Annotated in this window: 15 protein-coding genes; 12 read left to right on the top strand and 3 right to left on the bottom strand. The window is 62.1% G+C overall.

The genetic code is table 11. The features are described 5' to 3' along the window. The first annotated feature begins 47 nt into the window (after nucleotides 1-47). The 7 genes from OHL11_RS08885 to murG all read left to right on the top strand — a co-directional run bounded on the left by OHL11_RS08885 (nucleotide 48) and on the right by murG (nucleotide 8,565). Nucleotides 48-1,556: a UDP-N-acetylmuramoyl-L-alanyl-D-glutamate--2,6-diaminopimelate ligase gene (locus OHL11_RS08885; protein WP_263371130.1), complete on the top strand. Its 1,509-nt coding sequence runs from the start codon at nucleotides 48-50 to the stop codon at nucleotides 1,554-1,556. After that, on the top strand, nucleotides 1,553-2,014 hold the full coding sequence (locus OHL11_RS08880) for a hypothetical protein (RefSeq protein WP_263371129.1): 462 nt from the start codon (nucleotides 1,553-1,555) through the stop codon (nucleotides 2,012-2,014). Before OHL11_RS08885 ends, OHL11_RS08880 begins: the two co-directional genes overlap by 4 nt. After that, nucleotides 2,011-3,402 carry a UDP-N-acetylmuramoyl-tripeptide--D-alanyl-D-alanine ligase gene (locus OHL11_RS08875; RefSeq protein ID WP_263371128.1) on the top strand — a complete coding sequence of 464 codons (1,392 nt, stop codon included), beginning with the start codon at nucleotides 2,011-2,013 and terminating at the stop codon, nucleotides 3,400-3,402. The genes OHL11_RS08880 and OHL11_RS08875 overlap by 4 nt, the downstream gene beginning before the upstream one ends. A 99-nt stretch (nucleotides 3,403-3,501) precedes the next feature. Continuing rightward, a complete protein-coding gene (mraY, locus tag OHL11_RS08870) occupies nucleotides 3,502-4,635 on the top strand; it encodes a phospho-N-acetylmuramoyl-pentapeptide-transferase (RefSeq protein WP_263371127.1) in 1,134 nt (377 codons plus the stop codon). A 375-nt stretch (nucleotides 4,636-5,010) separates the two neighbouring features. Beyond that, nucleotides 5,011-6,360 (top strand): UDP-N-acetylmuramoyl-L-alanine--D-glutamate ligase, encoded by a 1,350-nt coding sequence (gene murD / locus OHL11_RS08865; RefSeq protein ID WP_263371276.1) that lies wholly within the window; start codon nucleotides 5,011-5,013, stop codon nucleotides 6,358-6,360. Nucleotides 6,361-6,400: 40 nt separating this feature from the next. Then, complete coding sequence (ftsW, locus tag OHL11_RS08860) at nucleotides 6,401-7,492, top strand: putative lipid II flippase FtsW (RefSeq protein ID WP_263371126.1); 1,092 nt, start codon at nucleotides 6,401-6,403, stop codon at nucleotides 7,490-7,492. Beyond that, nucleotides 7,492-8,565 (top strand): undecaprenyldiphospho-muramoylpentapeptide beta-N-acetylglucosaminyltransferase, encoded by a 1,074-nt coding sequence (gene murG, locus OHL11_RS08855; RefSeq protein ID WP_263371125.1) that lies wholly within the window; start codon nucleotides 7,492-7,494, stop codon nucleotides 8,563-8,565. The genes ftsW and murG overlap by 1 nt, the downstream gene beginning before the upstream one ends. 77 nt (nucleotides 8,566-8,642) lie before the next feature. Here murG and OHL11_RS08850 read toward each other — a convergent pair whose 3' ends face one another. The 3 genes from OHL11_RS08850 to OHL11_RS08840 all read right to left on the bottom strand — a co-directional run bounded on the left by OHL11_RS08850 (nucleotide 8,643) and on the right by OHL11_RS08840 (nucleotide 11,645). Further along, nucleotides 8,643-9,653 carry a YXWGXW repeat-containing protein gene (locus tag OHL11_RS08850; protein ID WP_263371124.1) on the bottom strand — a complete coding sequence of 337 codons (1,011 nt, stop codon included), beginning with the start codon at nucleotides 9,651-9,653 and terminating at the stop codon, nucleotides 8,643-8,645. A gap of 161 nt (nucleotides 9,654-9,814) precedes the next feature. Next, a complete protein-coding gene (locus OHL11_RS08845) occupies nucleotides 9,815-10,894 on the bottom strand; it encodes an acetamidase/formamidase family protein (RefSeq protein ID WP_263371123.1) in 1,080 nt (359 codons plus the stop codon). A gap of 31 nt (nucleotides 10,895-10,925) precedes the next feature. Continuing rightward, nucleotides 10,926-11,645, bottom strand: coding sequence for a hypothetical protein (locus tag OHL11_RS08840; RefSeq protein ID WP_263371122.1), 720 nt, complete (start codon nucleotides 11,643-11,645; stop codon nucleotides 10,926-10,928). 226 nt (nucleotides 11,646-11,871) lie between these two features. Here OHL11_RS08840 and murC point away from each other — a divergent pair, with 226 nt between their 5' ends. The 5 genes from murC (at nucleotide 11,872) to ftsZ (ending at nucleotide 18,502) form a co-directional block, all read left to right on the top strand. Beyond that, a complete protein-coding gene (gene murC / locus OHL11_RS08835; RefSeq protein ID WP_390236513.1) occupies nucleotides 11,872-13,197 on the top strand; it encodes a UDP-N-acetylmuramate--L-alanine ligase in 1,326 nt (441 codons plus the stop codon). Nucleotides 13,198-13,461: 264 nt separating this feature from the next. After that, entirely contained in the window at nucleotides 13,462-14,733 is a 1,272-nt protein-coding gene (locus OHL11_RS08830) for a cell division protein FtsQ/DivIB (RefSeq protein ID WP_263371120.1), read from the top strand. After that, the gene (ftsA, locus tag OHL11_RS08825) at nucleotides 14,730-15,956 is read left to right on the top strand and encodes a cell division protein FtsA (protein ID WP_263371119.1); all 1,227 of its coding nucleotides are present in this window, start codon (nucleotides 14,730-14,732) and stop codon (nucleotides 15,954-15,956) included. The genes OHL11_RS08830 and ftsA overlap by 4 nt, the downstream gene beginning before the upstream one ends. A gap of 90 nt (nucleotides 15,957-16,046) precedes the next feature. Next, nucleotides 16,047-16,700, top strand: coding sequence for a hypothetical protein (locus OHL11_RS08820; protein WP_263371118.1), 654 nt, complete (start codon nucleotides 16,047-16,049; stop codon nucleotides 16,698-16,700). A 158-nt stretch (nucleotides 16,701-16,858) separates the two neighbouring features. After that, a complete protein-coding gene (gene ftsZ / locus OHL11_RS08815; RefSeq protein ID WP_263371117.1) occupies nucleotides 16,859-18,502 on the top strand; it encodes a cell division protein FtsZ in 1,644 nt (547 codons plus the stop codon). Nucleotides 18,503-18,531 lie beyond the last annotated feature (29 nt).

Below are 18,531 nucleotides of genomic sequence, written 5' to 3'. Positions count from 1 at the left end.
GCTGCTCGTTCTCTGCGCACACGGATTCTGCAAAGGTAGGATGAGCTATGCGCTGGCATGAGCTAAGCAAGGAAATCAACGCACTCGCTGTGTGGGGGGACCCCGCGGTTGATGTGCGTGGCGTGCAGTATGACTCGCGGCGCGTAGAGGCCGGTGATGTCTTCGTCGCTATGCGTGGCGGAAGCACGGACGGCAATCGCTTTGTCACGAAAGCTCTGGAGCTGGGCGCGAGCGCAATCATCACCGACTCGTCGGATACCGCTGCTGACGTAAAATCGCGCGGCATTCCTGTTGCACTGGTCGAGCACGGACGGCGCGCACTGGCGGAAGCGAGTGCGGCTCTCTTCGGACATCCTGAGCGGCTGTTGAAGGTGAGCGCGGTCACGGGGACGAACGGCAAGACCACAACGGCATTTCTGCTGGCGCAGATGTTGGAGAGCGTAGGCCGCAAGGTGTTGCTGCTCGGGACGGTGGAGACGCGTATCGCGGGCCGTGTGCTGGAGAGCGAGCATACGACGCCGGAGGCACGTGATCTCTATGCGCTGTTCGCGCAAGCGCTCGATGCAGGTTGCACGGAAGTCGTGATGGAGATGAGTTCGCATGCGCTCGAGCAGGAGCGCGTGTGGGGCGTGCCGGTGGATGTGGCGATCTTCACCAATCTCACTCAGGATCACCTCGACTATCACGGCACGATGGAAGAGTATGCGCGCGCTAAGGCGAAGCTCTTCCATGGTGTCGGCGGCGGAGCGCCGCGCATTGCGGTGATCAACGATGATGCTGCGTTTGCGGGCCTGATGATCGACTCGTACGAAGGTGAAGAATTTGTCATTCGTTATGGCACGACTGAGAGCGCGAACCATCGCGCGAGCGATGTGCAGCTCCACGCGGGGCACACAAGCTTCATGCTTACGACACCCGCTGCGACGGTGCTTGTTGAGTCTCCGTTGACCGGGCAGGTGAATGTAGAGAACCTCACGGCGGCAATGTGCGCGGCGATGGCGCGCGGCCTGTCGCTAGATGAGGTCTTGCTCGCTGCGCGGCAGTTGAAGGCCGCGCCCGGGCGTTTCGAGGTGGTGCCGGGGAGCGCCGAGGCTGGCTTCGCTGTCGTCGTCGACTACGCGCACACAGACGATGCGTTGGCGAACCTCGTGCGCCTTGCGCGAGAGCTCGTGCAGCCGCAAGGCGGGCGGGTCATCACGATGTTCGGATGTGGTGGAAATCGCGATCGTACGAAGCGTCCGAAGATGGGAAGGGTCGCGGCCTTGGGCAGCGATATTGTCGTGCTGACGAGTGACAATCCGCGCAGTGAAGATCCGCAGTCGATCATTGACGAAGTGATGGTGGGCGTGCGTGATGGCGTGGACGCATCTCATGCAGAGGTCATTGCCGACGCGGACCGCCATGCTGCGATCGTGAAAGCGATTCATGCGGCTAAGCCGGGCGACATTGTCTTGCTCGCGGGCAAGGGGCATGAGAAGACGCAGACGTTTGCGGATCGTACGGTGGCGTTTGATGATGTGGCTGAGGCTGCACGTGTGTTGAAGGAGATCCAGTGAGGCAACGCTCCATACCGCTGCTGGCGCTTGTTCTTGCTGTCACAACCTTGAGTGGTTGTCATAAGAAGGCTCCTCAGAGTTTGAAGGCTTGTTGCGTTCGCGGTGTTGCGAGAGCTTCGCAGGTAGGCTCTACAGTTGCTTCACCAAAGGTTCTTACGTTCAGCAATATGTACATACAGGAAGAAACGGGTGATGTTCTTGGTTGGGATATTCGTATGCGCCCTGTTGCTTCTGGATATGACGCGGTGATTTATTTCGGAGAGGGAGCGCCTGGTAATCCGCTTCGTGTGCATCTGAAATCGCTACAGGGAGTTCAGCATGTTGGTGGTGCAGAGCCTTTTGGCGCCCCAGTTCAGTTGGAGTTTGTGAGTGGCGGTGTGTATGTGACTGCCGGGGATGGCGAACGCGAACTCATTCCGAGCCATAAGAATTTTTTGAAAGAGGAATACTTCAAGTGAAGCTGACGCTGGGACAGATTGCGGATTGGATTCATGCCGAGGGCGAGTTCGATGATGATGCGGTGGCCGAGGGCTACTCGATCGACACGCGCACGATTGCGGCGGGTGAGTTGTTCTTTGCAGTGAAGGGCGAGGTCGTGGATGGACATGACTTCGTCGAGAAGGCCATTGCGAATGGTGCTGTTGCCGCTGTGGTGAGTCAGCATTGGCTGACGCCGCCGGAGCTTGAGGCGAAGGTGCTGCGTGTGCCGGATGATTGCGATGACTGCGTGCTGAACGCGATGCAGAAGCTCGCGCATGCGGTGCGGAAGCATTGGGGCAAGCGCGTGGTGGGCATTACGGGGTCGGCGGGCAAGACGACCACGAAGGAGTGTGTGGCGGCGGTACTGGCTGCGAAGTTCCGCGTGCTGAAAACGGAAGGGAACTACAACAATCATCTCGGCGTGCCGCTGACGCTGATGCGCCTCGAGCCGGAGCACGAGGTCGCAGTCGTTGAGATGGGTATGAACCATGCGGGTGAGATTTCGTTGCTGGCGAAGATCGCCGCACCGAACTGGGGTGTGGTGTCGAACGTGGGCATGGCGCACACGGAGTTCTTCGCGGATGGCATCGACGGCGTGGCACGTGCCAAGCGTGAGTTGATTGAAGAGCTTCCTGCCGATGGTGTGGCTTTCCTGAATGCAGATGATGAGCGTGTGCGGCGCTTCGGCGATGGCTTGTCGCTAAAGGTCGTGCTCTACGGCACGAGCGATGATGCCGAAGTGCGTGCGACGGACGTGCTGGAGCGCGGGCTCTTTGGTACGGACTTCATTCGCCGCGCGCCAGGCCTTCTTGAGTCGCAGACGCGTTGGCCGGTGCATCTCTATCTGCCGGGTCGTCACAATGTGTTGAACGCGCTGGCCGCCTTTGCGGTCGGCCGCGAGGCTGGCGTGGAGCTTGCGGATGCGGTCGCGGCGATTGAGCGGTTGCGGCCGACGGAGAAGCGCGGCAACACGCTGCAGTTCAACGGTGCGATGATCGTGAATGACACGTACAACTCCAATCCGGCAGCGCTGCAGGCGATGATCAAGGCGTTGGCCAGCAGCGAGAGTGCTCGTCGCATTCTTGTGGCCGGAGAGATGCGCGAGCTTGGACCGGAGGGCGAGTCGCTGCATCGGGCCTGCGGCAAGGCCGCTGCCGCTGCAGGAATCGATGTCGTCATCGGCGTGACCGGCATGGCGCAGGCGCTCGTCGAGGAAGCAAGTGCGCAAGGGGTTGTCGCGCAGTTTGTTGCCACGCCTGCGGAGGCTGGAGCTTGGTTGAAGGCGAACCTCCGCGCAGGCGATGTGGCTGTGCTGAAGGCTTCGCGCGGTGTGAAGCTCGAAGGTGCGCTGGTCGGCTGGGTCTAGCTCGGCCTTCGATGAGTTTGGAGTTTGGTTCCTGCTCGTGAATCGTGAATCGCAAATGCGATTCGTCCCGCGTATTCTGAGCCACGAGGTCTCTGCGCGTTGCTCTTCTGGCTGCTCTATCAAAAGCTGTTTCCGTATTTTCGACTCTTCCGTATCTTCCGATACGTGACGTTTCGCTGCGTCTTTGCCAGCCTCACCGCGCTCCTCATCGGGCTGCTGATTGGGCCCTTCGTGATCGACCGCCTGAGACAGTTTCAGATCGGCCAGTACATCCGTGAAGAAGGGCCGCAGAGCCATCAGAAGAAGGGGGGCACGCCCACGATGGGCGGCGTGCTCATCTGCATCTCGATTCTCGTGCCGACTTTGTTGTGGAGCGATCTTTCGAACCCGTTCGTTTGGCTCGTCTTCTTTTCGACGCTGGCGTTTGCGGCGATCGGTTTTGCGGACGACTACATCAAGGTCGTGCACAAGCGGAACCTTGGCCTGACCTCGCGGCAGAAGCTCGCGGCACAGCTTGGTGTCAGCGCGATCATCGCAAGCGCGCTGCTGGTGCTCGATTGGCAGGGCGTATATTCGACGCGTTTGGTTGTGCCGTTCATCAAGAACTTCCGCCCGAACCTCATCATCGACACGCTGCTGCACACGCACTTCTGGCCGTTGGCGTTCCTGCCTTTCGTGCTGTTTGTGATGTTCGTCATCACCGGTGCGTCGAACGCGGTGAACCTCACCGATGGCCTCGATGGCCTCGCGATTGGCTGCACAATCATCGCGGCGGGCGCGCTTACTGTGCTGACGTACGTGAGCGGTCACTCGGTGTTTTCGAACTATCTCGAACTGCAGCGCATGCCGATGGTCAGCGAGTTGACGATCTTCTGCGGCGCGATGGTCGGCGCGTCGATCGGCTTCCTTTGGTACAACGCGCATCCGGCGGAGATCTTCATGGGCGACGTTGGCTCGCTGATGCTCGGCGGCGCGATTGCAACGGTTGCGGTGGTGATCAAGCAGGAGTTGCTGCTGCCGTTCATCGGTGGCGTGTTCATCATGGAAGCGCTGAGCGTAATGCTGCAGGTGGGCAGCTACAAGCTGCGCAACGGCAAGCGCATCTTCCGCATGGCGCCGATTCATCATCACTTCGAGCTGCTTGGATGGAGCGAGTCGAAGGTGATTGCGCGCTTCTGGATTTTGGCGTTGGTGTTCGCGCTATTTGCGCTGACGACGCTGAAGCTGCGATGACGCCAGGCAACAAAGTCGGTGTTGGCTCGATCATTGCACTCTACTTTGGATGCTTGCTTCTATTTGCTCAACTTCCATTTCTAACGCCGATCGGTATTGCATTGGCCTTGGGTTCCATTCTCGGCTGGTGCGTTGCTGGAGTCTTGAAGCCACGCTGGTGGTTCGTGCCGCCAGTGGTCTTGGTTGGCGTGTTTGTGTGGTTGCTTAGCCTTGCAGAGTGAATTTCGAGTGCTGCGTTGCCACGGGCAGGCGCAGCGTCGCTTCGGGAACGAGACATGAAGAAACGCGCTGCGCTCAAGATGACAATTCAACGTTGGCGGTCATCCACAATCCTTGTCGGTGCGATGATAGCTTCGAGGAAATCGGCGGATGGCAATGGAACTCAAAGGCAAACGGATTCTCGTCGCAGGGCTTGGTAAGAGCGGGCTTGCGGCGGCGCGTTTTTTGAAGCAGCACGGTGCGCGCGTAACAGTGTCGGATTCGCGTCCGGCGACGTTGATTGCTGAGCTTCCCGTATTGCTGGATGAGGGCATTGATGTTGAGACCGGTGGGCACGGTGTGCTCACGTTTCGTCGTCAGGATTTGATCGTCATTTCGCCGGGTGTGCCGTTGTCGGTGCCGGAGATTCAGCGCGTGATGGCGCTGGGAATGCCGCTGATCGGTGAGCTTGAGTTGGGGTTTCAGTTCTTGCAGGGTGAGGTGATTGCGATCACCGGATCGAATGGCAAGACGACCACGACGACGCTGGTGGGCGAGATCATGAAGTCCGCTGGGCGGCCGACGTTGGTGGGCGGAAACATCGGCACGCCGGTCACGGAGATGGTGCCGCCATCTACGCCCGAGACGTGGTCGGTGCTTGAGGTGTCGAGCTTTCAGTTGGAGACGATTGAGACTTTCAAGCCGCGCATTGCGGCGGTGCTGAACATCACGCCGGACCATCTGGACCGCCACGGATCGTTTGCGAACTATGCTGCGGCGAAGACACGCATCACCGAGAATCAGACGGCAGAAGACTTCCTTGTGTTGAACGGCGAAGATGAGCCGACGAAGCTCGTCGCCGCGAACACGAAGGCGCAGATTTATTGGTTCAGCGCGAAGCGGCAGGTGAAGCGTGGAGCGTTCGTGGACCGCGATGCGATTGTGTTCCGTCGCGAAGAGGGTGGAGCGTTTGAGCCGGTGTTGCCGCTGAGCGAGATTCCGCTGGCGGGGCAGCATAATGTGGAGAACGTATTGGCCGCCGTGGCTATGGCGAAGCTTGCGGGCGTGTCGAATGAAGTGATTCGCGAGACGGTGGCGGCGTTCAAGGCCGTGGAGCATCGCCTGGAATTTGTGCGCGAAGTCGATGGTGTGCGTTACTTCAACGACTCGAAGGCCACGAATGTGGACGCGACCGCGAAGGCGTTGGAGGCGTTCGCGAGCGGCGTGCACGTGGTGCTTGGCGGCAAGGACAAAGACTCCGATTATGCCACGCTGGCGCCGTTGATTCGCGAGCGAGTGAAGACGGTTATCACCATTGGTTCAGCCGCGGAAAAGATTGAGCGGCAACTGGCGGGTGTCGCGAAGATAGAGAGTGCGGGGACGTTGCAACGCGCGGTGCTGCTGGCGAAGGAGCATGCGGTGGCGGGTGACGTTGTGCTGCTGGCTCCGGCGTGTGCCAGCTTCGACCAGTTTGAGAACTACGAGCATCGCGGGCGCGTCTTCAAGGAGATCGTCGCCGGGCTGTAGTAGCTGGTTGTCCGCGACGGGCTAGTGAAGGAAGCGGGCGATGGCGAAGCGCGTTGGCGTAGATAAATGGCTCTTTGGCACGGTGCTGACGCTCGTGCTGTTCGGGCTGGTGATGGTCTTCTCGGCCTCGGCGGTGATCGCCAAGGCGACGCAGGGCTCGCCGTATGCGTTTGTGATCAAGCAGGCTGCGTTCGTGGCAGCGGGGCTGGTAGCGCTCTTCGTGATGATGAAGATCGACTATCGCAAGTACAACAACCCCAAGGTGATCTTCCCGCTCATGGCGATCACGGCGTTGTTGCTGCTGGTGGTATTTGGCATGGGCGCGATGAACGGCGCGCATCGCTGGATCCGTTTTGGTGGCTTCACGCTGCAACCCAGCGAGTTGGCGAAGCCTGTGATTGTGCTGTTTCTTGCATGGTTTTTGCAGACGCGCATCCATCAGATCGACAACATCAAAGAGACGATTCTTCCCGCCGCATTGCCGCCGCTGGTGTTCATTGCGCTGATTCTGAAGGAGCCAGATCTTGGCACGGCGATGGTGTGCGCGCTGGTGCTGATGGCGATGTTGTATCTCGCCGGAATGCAAATGAAGTGGATCGGTGTTGCGATTCTGGCTGCATCGCCGGTGATGTACTTCATGCTCTTCCGCGTGGCGTGGCGTCGTGCTCGCTTGCTCGCGTTCCTCAATCCTGAGGCGGATCCGAAGGGCGTTGGTTATCACACGCTGCAGTCGTTGATCGCCGTCGGCACGGGCGGACTGCATGGCAAAGGCCTGATGGAAGGTGTGCAGAAACTCTTCTTCCTGCCCGAGCCACACACCGACTTCATCTTTGCGGTGATCTGCGAAGAGCTTGGCTTGATCGGCGGCTTGCTGGTGATCGCCGCGTTTTGCGTGCTGGGGTTCCGCGGTATGCGCGCGGCGTACAAGTCCACCGATCCGTTTGCGCGCTTCGTTGCGTTCGGTATGACGACGACGATTCTCGTGCAGGCGTTCTTCAACATCAGCGTGGTGTTGTCGATCGTGCCGAATAAGGGTCTGCCGCTGCCGTTCATCTCGTCTGGTGGCACAAGCGTAGCGATCATGCTGGCGTGCATGGGCGTGTTGCTGAACGTCACGCGAGAGATCGACTGATGGGTTTGCGAATCTTGATCGCAGGCGGCGGAACCGGCGGGCATGTCGTGCCTGCGTTGGCGATTGGCCGCAAGCTGCGCGACGAGCATCAGGCCGAGTGCTTGTATGTGGGCACGGAGCGCGGCATCGAGAAGAAGCTCGTGCCGGAGGCCGGCTTCCGGCTGGAACTGGTGCGCTCGGGGCAGCTCAATCGCGTCAGCCTGAAGACGAGGCTGAAGACGTACTTCGATCTGCCGCGCGGCGTGCTGCAATGTATGAGCCTGATCCGTTCGTTCAAACCGCAGGTGGTCGTGGGCGTGGGTGGCTATGCGAGCGGCCCCGCGATGCTGGCCGCCGTGATGCTGCGTGTGCCAACGTTGGTGTACGAGCCGAACGCTGTGCCGGGTATGACGAATCGCGCGCTGGGCAAGCGCGTGAGCGCAGCCGCCGTGAACTTTGCACAGACCACACAGTTCTTTCGCCACGCTGAGGTGACCGGTGTGCCGGTGCGTGAAGAGATTTTCTCGCTGCCAGAGAAGACCGGTGGTGAGCCGCGTTTGCTCGTGACGGCAGGTAGCAACGGTGCACAGGTTTTCAACGACCTCATACCGAAGATTGCGATGCGCCTGTTGAACGAAGTGCCAGGGCTGACGATCGTGCATCAATCGGGAGTGCGTCAGCTTGAAGTGACACGCGCTGCGTTTGCTGCGAGCGGCGCTGATAAGTCGCGTTGGTCGGTGGAAGCTTTTCTGACGGACATGCCTGCGCAGTATGCGGCGGCGGACGTGGTGCTGGCCCGCTCTGGCTCTACGGTGAGTGAGTTGTGCGCGGCAGGCAAGCCATCGTTGCTGGTGCCGTTCCCGCAGGCTGCGGATGATCATCAGCGCAAGAACGCTGAAGTGCTCGCGGAGGCCGGTGCGGCGCGAATGATTCTGCAGCGTGATGTCACGGCGGACGTATTGTCGGCGAATCTTGTGGAGATGCTCACGGACGCTTCGCTGCGGCATGAAATGTCTGTCGCTGCGCGGTCTTTGGCAAAGCCCGGTGCGCTTGAGAAGATCGCTGCGATGGTTTTGAGGCTGGCGCGAGTGTGATCCAGGCAGAGCGAAGAGAATCAGTGTTTAGACGGAAAGCAAGGGCTGAGGAGTGATCCTCAGCCCTTGCTGTTGGTTTAGCGATGTCCGCCGCCGCCGCCGTGGTTGCCGCCTCCACCGCCACCGCCGTGGAAGCCACCGCCCCCACCGCCTGGCGCGCCATGGCTGGCCTGCGGAGCTGCGCCGCCTCCACCCGAGAAGCCGCGACCGCCGCCGGAAGGCTGGCCACCACCGCCGCTGAATCCGCGACCGCCGGTGTTGCCCATCGTCTGCCCGCCGCTAAAGCTGCGGCCTGCGTTTGAGGAAGGCTGCTGTCCACCGCCGTAGTTGCCACGGTTACCGCCGTTGCTCTGTACGGAGCCGCCGAAGCTACGCTGCGCACCGCTGTTTGCAAAGCCCTGCTGCTGGCCACCGCCGCGATAGCTGTTGCCACCTACGTTGCCACCCTGCTGTCCGCCGCGGAAGCCTGCGCCGGCAGAGAAGTTCTGCGAGCCGCGACCGTTGATGGGCGAGCTGTGATCAAAGCCACCGCGGTTACCGGCGAACTGCGCCGGAGGATGCGACTGGAAGCTTGCGCCTCCGGGGCGACCGCCAAAACCTGCATACGTGCGGTTGTAGAAGCCTCCACGGAAGCCCGGGCCAAAGTGGCCGTAGGCGCGGTTATAGAGGAAGTGACCGCCGTTCCAGTAGCCGCCGTAGAAGCCGGTGCCGAAGTAGCCGAAGCCGTAGTTGATGCCACCGTAGTAGCCGATGCTGCGGCCCCAGTAACCGGCGTGCCAGAAGTAGCCGCCGCCACCCCAGCCCCACCAGCCGGGCGTCCACAGCGCGCCCATGTAGGGCGGCTCAATCCATGCGCCGTCTACCCACTGGTAGCCGTCATCGCCCCATGCCCAGTAGCCCGGGGTCCAGATGTAGCCATCGCCGGGGCACTCCGGCTGGTCGTAGGCCGGGATGGGCGGCGGAGCGTAGCCCGCAGTGATGCCCACGCCAACGGCGATCTGTGCCGATGCGGATGCGGTAAGCGTGAGTGCAGCGACGCCAAGCGTGGCGGCTGCGAGTGTCGTGCGGATTGCGCCCTTGATCTTCATGGTTCAGTCCTGCCTGCGAGTGGCCTTCGGTTTTCCTGCGTCTACTGCAGGTTTCGCGGCCCACGCGAATGGAGTTCCGGCTGATCGCTCAGTCCGGCTCACACTTGATTAGACACAGCTCGTTCTGCGGAGTTGCGCCGATCAAAAGATAGCCTGCGAGCCTATTGTTTTGCAGGAGCAAGCGCCTTGAAGAGAGACTTCGAGCACATCACATGCGCGCCGCTCTTGGTGTCGACGAGTTGCGTGATTTCGACGTTGCAGGCGGTGGAGATCAGCGAATAGGCGTCGTCGCGCGAGAGCTTCGGGAAGCCCGGATGCACGGCCGGCATTTGCTCGCTGAGCAGCGTGATCATGTTGCGAACGGCCATCTCTGTGGCTTTGGTCAGGTCTTCGTGGAAGCCCATGGTGATGAAGTCGGTACCGGTGTCGGCGACCGGCCAGAGCAGGTGAACCTGCGTGGCCATGCCTTTGTGGACGGTGAAGCGGAAGCTGCCGGTCAGCTGCGTTTCAAGCGCGGTGATGTCGACCTCGCCATCGCCCTGGTTGGCGTGGCCGTCGCCCGCTTCAAAGAGCGCGCCCGCCGCGTGCACCGGGTAGAAGATTTTTGTGCCGACGCCAAGGTTGCGGTTGTCCATGTTGCCGCCATGCATCCACGGGGGCGCGGAGTTCCACTTGCCGGCGGACTCCGGCGGCGCCACGCCCATGGAGCCAAAGAACGGGTGCAGAGGGATCTCGATGCCGGGTGCGAAGTGGCCGATCATCTTTTCGCGGTCGAGCGGAATGATGCGCGTGCGGCCGTAGGGGAAGTCGTCCGGCAGGAAGCCGCGACCGGTGCCGAAGCCGTTGCAGGACCACGGCGCGTCGAGGTTGATCTTCACGACGTCGACCTCGAGCACGTCGCCGGGGTCGGCCTCGGCGATGGCGATCGGGCCGGTGAGGATATGTCCGCCGGGGCCGCGCTCTTCTTTCGGAAATTTGTCGTAGAGATCGCCGAGCCACGCGGGGATGTCTGCGTCGGCGACGCCGAGCGATTTCAGACGCGCGGGTGGGCCGCAGGTGGAGGCTGTCTGCATGACGACGGTGTCGCCGGAGTGCACGGTAAGCGCGGGCTTGGCGTGCGCTGAGTAATTGCCCCAGGCGATGGTCGCGGGCGTGGCGTCGAGCGTGTAGGTCTTCTGCGCGCAGGCAGAAGCAGCAAAGGCGAGCAGCAGGCAGGCGGCGGCGCTACGCAAATGGCTCATGATGTGGCGAGGATACCGCATCGCCGCTCCGCTACGGCGCGGGATTCCACACGGCCGACTTGAGAACGCTGGGAACAAGCTTGCGGTAGGCCGCGGGGAGCCGAACGTAGAGCGCGGTGGCTTCGTTGTCGCCTGTCGGGTTGAATTGGATCAAGCCACGGATGGGCTGATCGTTGGGCTGGAGCCAGCTATCGGTGCCGAGCCCTCGGTGATGCGCGGGCGTTTCGTATTCGACGAAGTGGTCGGAGAGGTAGTGCAGCTTGTCGGTGGGATACGGTCCGAAGGGGAAGTCTGTCGCGGGCTCGAGGACTTCGGCGATGACCTTCTGTGCGTACTTCCGATGCTTCGGGAAGACACGCGCAACGAGCCTCGCCACCTCGAAACGGCCGGAGGTATCGCCGACTAGGGAGGTGATCTGGATGCCGTAGCCCGTGAGTCCTTTCCACTTCGGCCTGGAGTCGAAGAACTCCGTGGCGGTGATGGCATCCGGGCTGACGTAGAGCGAGCTTCCGTTGGAGCCGTAGGTGCCGAAGCAGTGCCAGCCCTTGGGCGCCAGGATGCCCGGGCCGTCCTCGGCCTGGTACCACGCGAGTTGGCCGCTTGGATCGTCTGGGATCATCCTGGGGCGTTGCACAGGAGCGGGTTGCGGTCCTTGCTGCCCGTCGCGGGGGCAGCCGACGAACGGCGTAGCCGCATGGCTCGCGACCGATGTGAGGGGGAAGAGGCTTAGAGCAAGGATGAGTGCTCGCATGGGGAGAGCTCCTTGCCGCCATTAGACATCGACATCTTGCCCTTGCGTGGTGTCCGCAAGGAGAAAGCGCAGATTCTCGGCAGGAAGAACGAAACGAAAGACACAGCAGGATCATGCAGAATGAAGAGGTCGATTCTTCGTCCGGAAGCCGCCTTTGAACACGCCTGATCACGCACTTTTTGCCCCGTCGCAACGCATTCACTTCATCGGTATCGGCGGCATCGGCATGAGCGGCATTGCGGAGATTCTGCTGACGATCGGCTATGCGGTTTCGGGGTCGGATATGCGGGAGTCGCCGACGACGGAGCGGCTGCGAGGATTGGGTGCGACGATCTACGTCGGCCATGCGGCGTCGAACGCAGCGGCGAGTGATGTGGTCGTGACTAGCTCGGCCGTGGCCAAGGATAATCCCGAGGTGCTGGAGGCGCGCTCGCGCAAGATTCCGGTGATTCAGCGCGCGGAGATGCTCGCCGAGCTGATGCGGTTGAAGTATGGCATCGCCGTAGCGGGCATGCATGGCAAGACGACTACGACGAGCATGATCGCCGCCGTGCTGGCGGGCGGCGAGCTGGATGCAACGGTCGTGGTGGGCGGACGCGTGGATGCCATGGGTTCGAACGCTCGGCTGGGCAAGTCGCAGTACCTGGTGGCCGAGGCCGATGAGAGCGATCGCTCCTTCTTGAAACTGCCGCCCGTGCTCGCCGTCGTGACGAATCTCGATCGCGAGCACATGGACACCTATCGCGACATGCAGGATGTTGAAGGCGCGTTCGTGGAGTTCATGGATAAGGTGCCGTTCTACGGCGCGGTGACGGCGTGCATCGACAACCCGATGCTGAGGGCGATTCTGCCGCGCGTGACGCGTCGGCTATTTACCTATGGCGAGTCGGCGGAGGCAGACTTCCGCCTGCGGATTTTGCCGAAGGGGACCGACGGTTCACACTCGACCTTCGAAGTGAACACGCGCGGGCTGGTACTGGGGCCGTTCACGCTGAACGTGCCGGGCAAGCACAACGTATTGAACGCCACGGCTGCGGTTGCGATCGGCGTGCAGCTTGGCATCGCGCCGGAGAAAATCGCCGCAGGGCTGGCGAGTTTCCGCGGCGTCGATCGTCGTTTCCAGACCAAGGGTGTGGAGCGCGAAGTCACAGTGGTGGACGATTACGGCCATCATCCGACCGAGGTGAAGGCGACGCTGGCGGCAGCACGGAGCTGCGGCTTCGGGCGCGTGCTGGTGATGTTCCAGCCGCACCGTTTTACGCGCACGCGCGACCTGATGGAGGAGTTCGCCATTGCCTTTGGCGACGCGGACGCGGTGCAGGTGTTGGACATCTACGCGGCGAGCGAGCAGCCGATTGAAGGCATCACCGGCGAGACGCTGGCGCAGGCGATCCGCGAGGCTGGCGGCGGTCGCGTGGTTTATGCGGACTCCATGCAATCAGCGGTGGAGCGGCTGGTCGCGGACGCGCGTCCCGGAGACCTGATTCTGACGCTCGGCGCGGGCAGCGTGTCGCAGGCTGGGCCGATGTTGCTCGAGGCGTTGAAGGGGTAGGCGGGGCGAGAGAGGTAAGACCGGCGGCTTGGCGATCCGACTTGGGGCTCCGGTTGGCATCCTGGGAACCCATGTCTCAGGATCGAGACATGGGGCACCCGTTCTTCGCGGGGCGGCAGGGTCCTTTCTTCATGCTTTGTCCGCTTCCTGCCTGTTCCTTCGCTGGTTCATCGCCCATTTGGAGCGCTGCGGCGGGCTGTGGCGTGGATAGAATCATCGCAGGCGATTCTCCTGCGGCCTTGCTCGGGCTAAGCGGGAATGAAATTGAGCTTCAAACGCGGAACTTCTCGCGGTACTGCGGTGCTGGATGCGCCGGAGGAGACGTACGCCTCGGAGTTCGAGCGCGAAGGCGCTGAAGTTTCCGAACCTCCGGCGGTGCGCGAACCGGCTCCTGCAGGCGCGTTTCAGCGCGCTCGCGAACGTGCGGCTTCGGGCGAATCGCTCGAGGAAGAGGCCTACGTCCCCAAGCGCGGCGCTCCGAAGAAGTTCAACCTGCGCGCCAGCGTGCCGAAGTCTGTGGCCGGGCGCCTCGTGGCTGCGTCGCTTGCCGTGCTGACTCTCGGCGCGGCTGCGGTGATCATCACGGCCGTAGAGCACTCGCTGATGCGCGATGAGCGCTTCATGGTCGCGACCTCTTCTGACATTGAAATCAGCGGGAACCAGCACCTCACGCGGTCGCAGTTGCTCAGTGTTTTTGGGGCAGACCTCGAGCGCAACATCTTCAAGGTGCCGCTGGCCGAACGTCGTACGGACCTTGAGCGTCTGCCCTGGGTGGAGCACGCGACGGTGATGCGTTTGCTGCCGAACCATCTTCGCGTGAAGGTAATGGAGCGCACGCCGGTGGCGTTTGTGCGCCAGGGAACGCAGATCGGCCTGGTGGATGCGAACGGTGTGCTGCTGGATATGCCGCAGGATGCTGCGGGCGATCCGCATTACTCTTTCCCTGTATTGACGGGGCTGAACGCGGGCGATCCGCAGTCCACACGCGCGGCGCGCATGGCGATCTACGCGAGCTTCATGAAGGACCTCGGTGGCGACACCGATGACGCCAGGAAGCGCACCGCCTCGCTAAGCGAAGTGGATGTGACAAACCCCGAGGACATCAAGGCGCTGGTCGCGTTGAACGGATCCGACGTGCTGGTGCACTTCGGCGACGAGAAGTTTCTGGAGCGCTACAACGAGTTTGCCGAACATCTGTCGGAGTGGAAGTCGCAGTATCCGAAGCTGAGTGCGGCGGATATGCGTTACGAGCACCAGGTCGTGCTCGAGATGCAGGGCGCGGCTCAGTCGAACGCAGCAGCTGCGACGGCGAATCCTGCTGCTCCTGCGGCGACGACGCCTGCAATGGCCCCGGCCACGGCTGCAGCGAAGCCTGCGCCCGTGGCGGCAAAGCCCGCGGCGAAGGCTCCGGCGAAAGAGCCCCCTGCGAAAGCCAAGGCTGAAGCGGCGAAGCGTTTGATGGCGCAAAAACTGGCGCGTGCACGAGCGGCAGCAAAGGCGCATACTACGACTCATCCTGCGAAGGCGAACCAATGAACCCACGCAACGAAAATCTGATTACGGTGCTGGATGCAGGCAGCTCGAAGAGCTGCGTGCTGGTGGCTGAACTGGTCGATGGCGTACTGCGTTACCGCGGCCATGGCTTGGAAGAGTCCAAGGGAATGCGCCGCGGCGTGATCTCGGACCTCGTCCCTGCGGCCGAAGCGATCGATCGCGCCGCGCTCTCAGCGGAGAAGCTGTCGAAGGCCCCGATTGAAGCGACGGTCGTCGGCATCGGCGGCCCGCACATTCGCGGCGTGAACTCGCAGGGCGGCATCAGCATGGGCTCGCGCATGAAGGAGATCACGCGCGAGGACGTGAAGTCGGCGATTGATCGTGCGCGCTCGATTGGGCTGGCTCCGGACCGTGAAGTGCTTCACTTGCTGCCACAGCAGTTCATCCTCGACGACCAGGGTGCGATCCACGATCCGGTGGGCATGGTGGGGAACCGCCTGGAAGTTTCGCTGCATATCTCGACGTGCTCGGGCTCTGCGTCGCAGTCGGTGGTGACGTGCGCGAACAAGGCCGGACTCGAAGTGACGGATACGATTTTTGAAGGCATCGCAGCGGCGGAGTCGGTGCTGAGCGCAGACGAGCGCGAGCTGGGCGTCTGCATCGCGGACATCGGTGCGAGCTCGACCGAGTTGGTGGTGTTCTTTGAAGGCTCGGTGGCACATACCGCTGTGCTGCCTATCGGGGGCGACCACTTCACCAACGACCTCGCGGTGGGCCTGCATGTTTCGGTGGAAGAGGCCGAGCAGCTCAAGCGGACGTACGGCCATTGCGTCGTGACAGCTGTCCCGCAGTTGAATGAAATCGAAGTTGGCGGCGATCTCGCGACGGGCGGGCAAAGTCCGCGCGTGGTGCGGCAGCGCTTCCTTGCGGAAATTCTGGAGCCGCGTGCGCGTGAGTTCCTCACCATGCTGCGCGACAATCTGCGCCAGGGCGGCGTGCTCGAAGCGATGGGCGCGGGCTGCGTCTTCACCGGCGGCGGCGCGAACCTCGTCGGCCTGCTGGACCACGCAGAAAGTCTGCTGCGCGTGCCGGCCCGCATCGGTTACCCGGTGCCGCTGAGCCGTATGCCGGCTGAGTTGGCGAAGCCTGAGTTTGCCGCAGCGATTGGAATGCTGCTTTACACGCACCGCACGCAGGTCCGCAAGGCCAGCGAGGAGCAGGGGCTGCGTCAGAAGTTGAAGTCGATCTTCGCTGGCAGCTTCTAGGGGCGTTGGCGATCGAAAATCCGGGCGGTTCCGCGACAAAATCACGCGCGGGACCGCTTTTTTACGCTTGCGGAACGGTACACTGAAAGCATGAAATTCGGCAGGATCGTTGGTCTTGGTTTGGCGCTGTTGGGAAGTGCCGTGGCACACGCACAGTTTTCGGTTTACGGCATCTACGAGGCGACGCGCCATACTGGAGTCAACTGCCTGGACACGCGCGGCTGCGCGAACGGCGCAGGCTATAACCAAAACGGCTCGGTGAATGCGACCGGCGGCTGGGGCGGTGTTTCCTATGATTGGAAGCAGTACGGTCCGGCGATGATCGGTTTCGACGTTCGCGCGGGCGAGTCGCACGGCAACAAGTCGGGTACCGCAAACGCGGGCGGTCACGGTTCGGCCAACGCGCAGAATGTGCTCGGCGGCGTGAAGGCGACCTTTCGTACACCGATTCGCGTTGTGAAGCCCTACGGTCAGATTTCGTTGGGCTGGAGCCGCTCGAACATCACCGAACCGCTGAAGACGTATCCCACAATATTGAACCCGACGCCGCCGCTGCGCTACGACAATTTCTTCGTCGTCCAGGGTTTCGCGGGCGTGGACATTCGTCTGGCTCCGGTGCTGGACCTTCGCCTGGTGGAGTTGAGCTACGGCAACATGCAGCGCATGGGCGGCCAGGGTTCGTCGTCGGTCGGCCTGCTTTCGGCAGGCGTGGGCGTGGTCTTCCACTTCCCGTCGCCGCACTAAACCAGCTTGCATCGCGGCACGCTTTGCGTGCCAGCAACAAAAGAGAACCCACGCAGGTACGCCTGCGAACGGCAGTGTATTTTCCTCTGCCTGATTCTGCGTGTGATTGTGCAGAATCAAGAGAGTGTTTCTGCCCGAAGCTCTGAGGAGTTTGCTCAATGTCTTATCCGCCTGATGACGCGCTCAGGATCCACTACCACGACGAAGCTCAACGCTCTGCCCGCATCAAGGTCATAGGCGTAGGCGGCGGCGGTAACAATGCGGTGAATCGCATGATTGCTGCCGGTGTGGAGGGCGTTGAATTCATCGCTGCGAACACGGATGCGCAGGCGCTCGAGACCTCGCAGGCACCGGTAAAGCTGCAACTCGGCGTGAAGCTGACGAGCGGCCTCGGCGCAGGCGCAAACCCGGATATCGGCCGCCGCGCGGCGCTCGAAGACTCCGACAAAATCATCGAAGCGCTCGAGGGCGCAGACATGGTGTTCGTCACCGCAGGTCTCGGCGGTGGAACGGGCACGGGTGCTGCTCCGGTGATTGCCTCGCTCGCCAGCGAGATGGGTGCGCTTACAGTGGCTGTGGTCACGCGCCCCTTTGCGTTTGAAGGCAAGCGCCGCCTGAAGCAGGCCGAGCGCGGCCTGCAGGAGTTGCTGGAGTCGGTGGACACGCTGATCGTGATCCCGAACGAAAAGCTGCTCGCTGTGGCGAAGGACGCCGGCTTCTTCGAGAGCTTCCGCATCGCGGACGATGTGCTGCGCCAGGGCGTGCAGGGCATCTCGGACATCATTACGATTCCCGGTGTCATCAACCGCGACTTTGCGGACGTGAAGACGACGATGGCCGGCATGGGTTATTCGGTGATGGGTACGGCTGTTCGCTCGGGCCCGGATCGTGCGAAGGAAGCGGCGATTGCCGCGATGGCTTCGCCGCTGCTGGAGTCCGGTGCGATCGACGGCGCGCGTGGCATCCTCATCAACATTACGGGTTCGTCCTCGTTGAAGCTGAACGAAGTGAACGAGGCTTCGACGCTGATCCAGGACGCAGCGCATGAAGACGCGAACATCATCTTTGGCGCAGTGCAGGACGAGAGCATGGGCGACGACGTGAAGATCACCGTCATCGCAACCGGCTTTCGTGACGAGGCTCCGCAGCGCCGCGAGCGCATGTTGAGCGAGACCTCTCTCGGCCATCACAGCGCGCGTGTGCGTGATGAAGAGGCTGAGTACAGCGAGCCGCGCATCAACATTCGCCCGGCGACGGTGCCGTTTGCAAGCGAAGCGCGGGAAGCTGCCGCGCAGCCTGAAGTAGCGCAGCCGCCGGTGGAGTCGCACATTGTGGTTGAGCCTGCAGGCGAGATTACCTCGCCGCCCGCGCAGGAGATTCCGATCACGCGACCGATCGTGCAGCAGGTGATTGCGCCGGTGAGCGACGGGCTGGATGATTTCCCGGGCTTCCGCGCTGTGCCGCGTAGCACTCCTTCGAGCGCTTACTACGACCAGGCGCGTGAGCAGGCTGCGATTCGCGAGGTGCAGGCAGCGCCTGCTTCTGAGCGTTCGCAGGGGGCGTACATTCCCGAAGCAGCGGCGGAGCCTTTACCGGAGCTGGTGCCGGTGCCGGCGTCGGTCTTCGATGACGACTTCTTCCGCAAGCCGAATGAAGACCTGCGCACGCAGCCTCAGAACGAAGCAGCATGGCCCGAGGCCAAGGTGCCGACGTTCTCTGGATACGCTGCGCCGGAGCCTGCGACCGGTGGACCGAGCGATGATGAGCTCGACATTCCGGCGTTCCTGCGTAAGAACCACTAGCGCTGACTAAACTAGAGCAATGAGGCATG

This window comes from Granulicella cerasi (genome assembly GCF_025685575.1).
GTDB lineage: Bacteria > Acidobacteriota > Terriglobia > Terriglobales > Acidobacteriaceae > Granulicella > Granulicella cerasi.
Note: the sequence above shows the minus strand (reverse complement) of the source record. Positions and strands in the feature narration are given on the sequence as shown.

Bases quoted from the DNA above. Each gene is read 5' to 3' on its own strand.
- OHL11_RS08885 (WP_263371130.1), top strand. From the start codon at position 48: ATGCGCTGGCATGAGCTAAGCAAGGAAATCAACGCACTCGCTGTGTGG.
- murD (WP_263371276.1), top strand. From the start codon at position 5,011: ATGGAACTCAAAGGCAAACGGATTCTCGTCGCAGGGCTTGGTAAGAGC.
- ftsW (WP_263371126.1), top strand. From the start codon at position 6,401: ATGGCGAAGCGCGTTGGCGTAGATAAATGGCTCTTTGGCACGGTGCTG.
- murG (WP_263371125.1), top strand. From the start codon at position 7,492: ATGGGTTTGCGAATCTTGATCGCAGGCGGCGGAACCGGCGGGCATGTC.
- OHL11_RS08850 (WP_263371124.1), bottom strand. From the start codon at position 9,653: ATGAAGATCAAGGGCGCAATCCGCACGACACTCGCAGCCGCCACGCTT.
- OHL11_RS08845 (WP_263371123.1), bottom strand. From the start codon at position 10,894: ATGAGCCATTTGCGTAGCGCCGCCGCCTGCCTGCTGCTCGCCTTTGCT.
- OHL11_RS08840 (WP_263371122.1), bottom strand. From the start codon at position 11,645: ATGCGAGCACTCATCCTTGCTCTAAGCCTCTTCCCCCTCACATCGGTC.
- murC (WP_390236513.1), top strand. From the start codon at position 11,872: ATGAGCGGCATTGCGGAGATTCTGCTGACGATCGGCTATGCGGTTTCG.
- ftsA (WP_263371119.1), top strand. From the start codon at position 14,730: ATGAACCCACGCAACGAAAATCTGATTACGGTGCTGGATGCAGGCAGC.
- OHL11_RS08820 (WP_263371118.1), top strand. From the start codon at position 16,047: ATGAAATTCGGCAGGATCGTTGGTCTTGGTTTGGCGCTGTTGGGAAGT.
- ftsZ (WP_263371117.1), top strand. From the start codon at position 16,859: ATGTCTTATCCGCCTGATGACGCGCTCAGGATCCACTACCACGACGAA.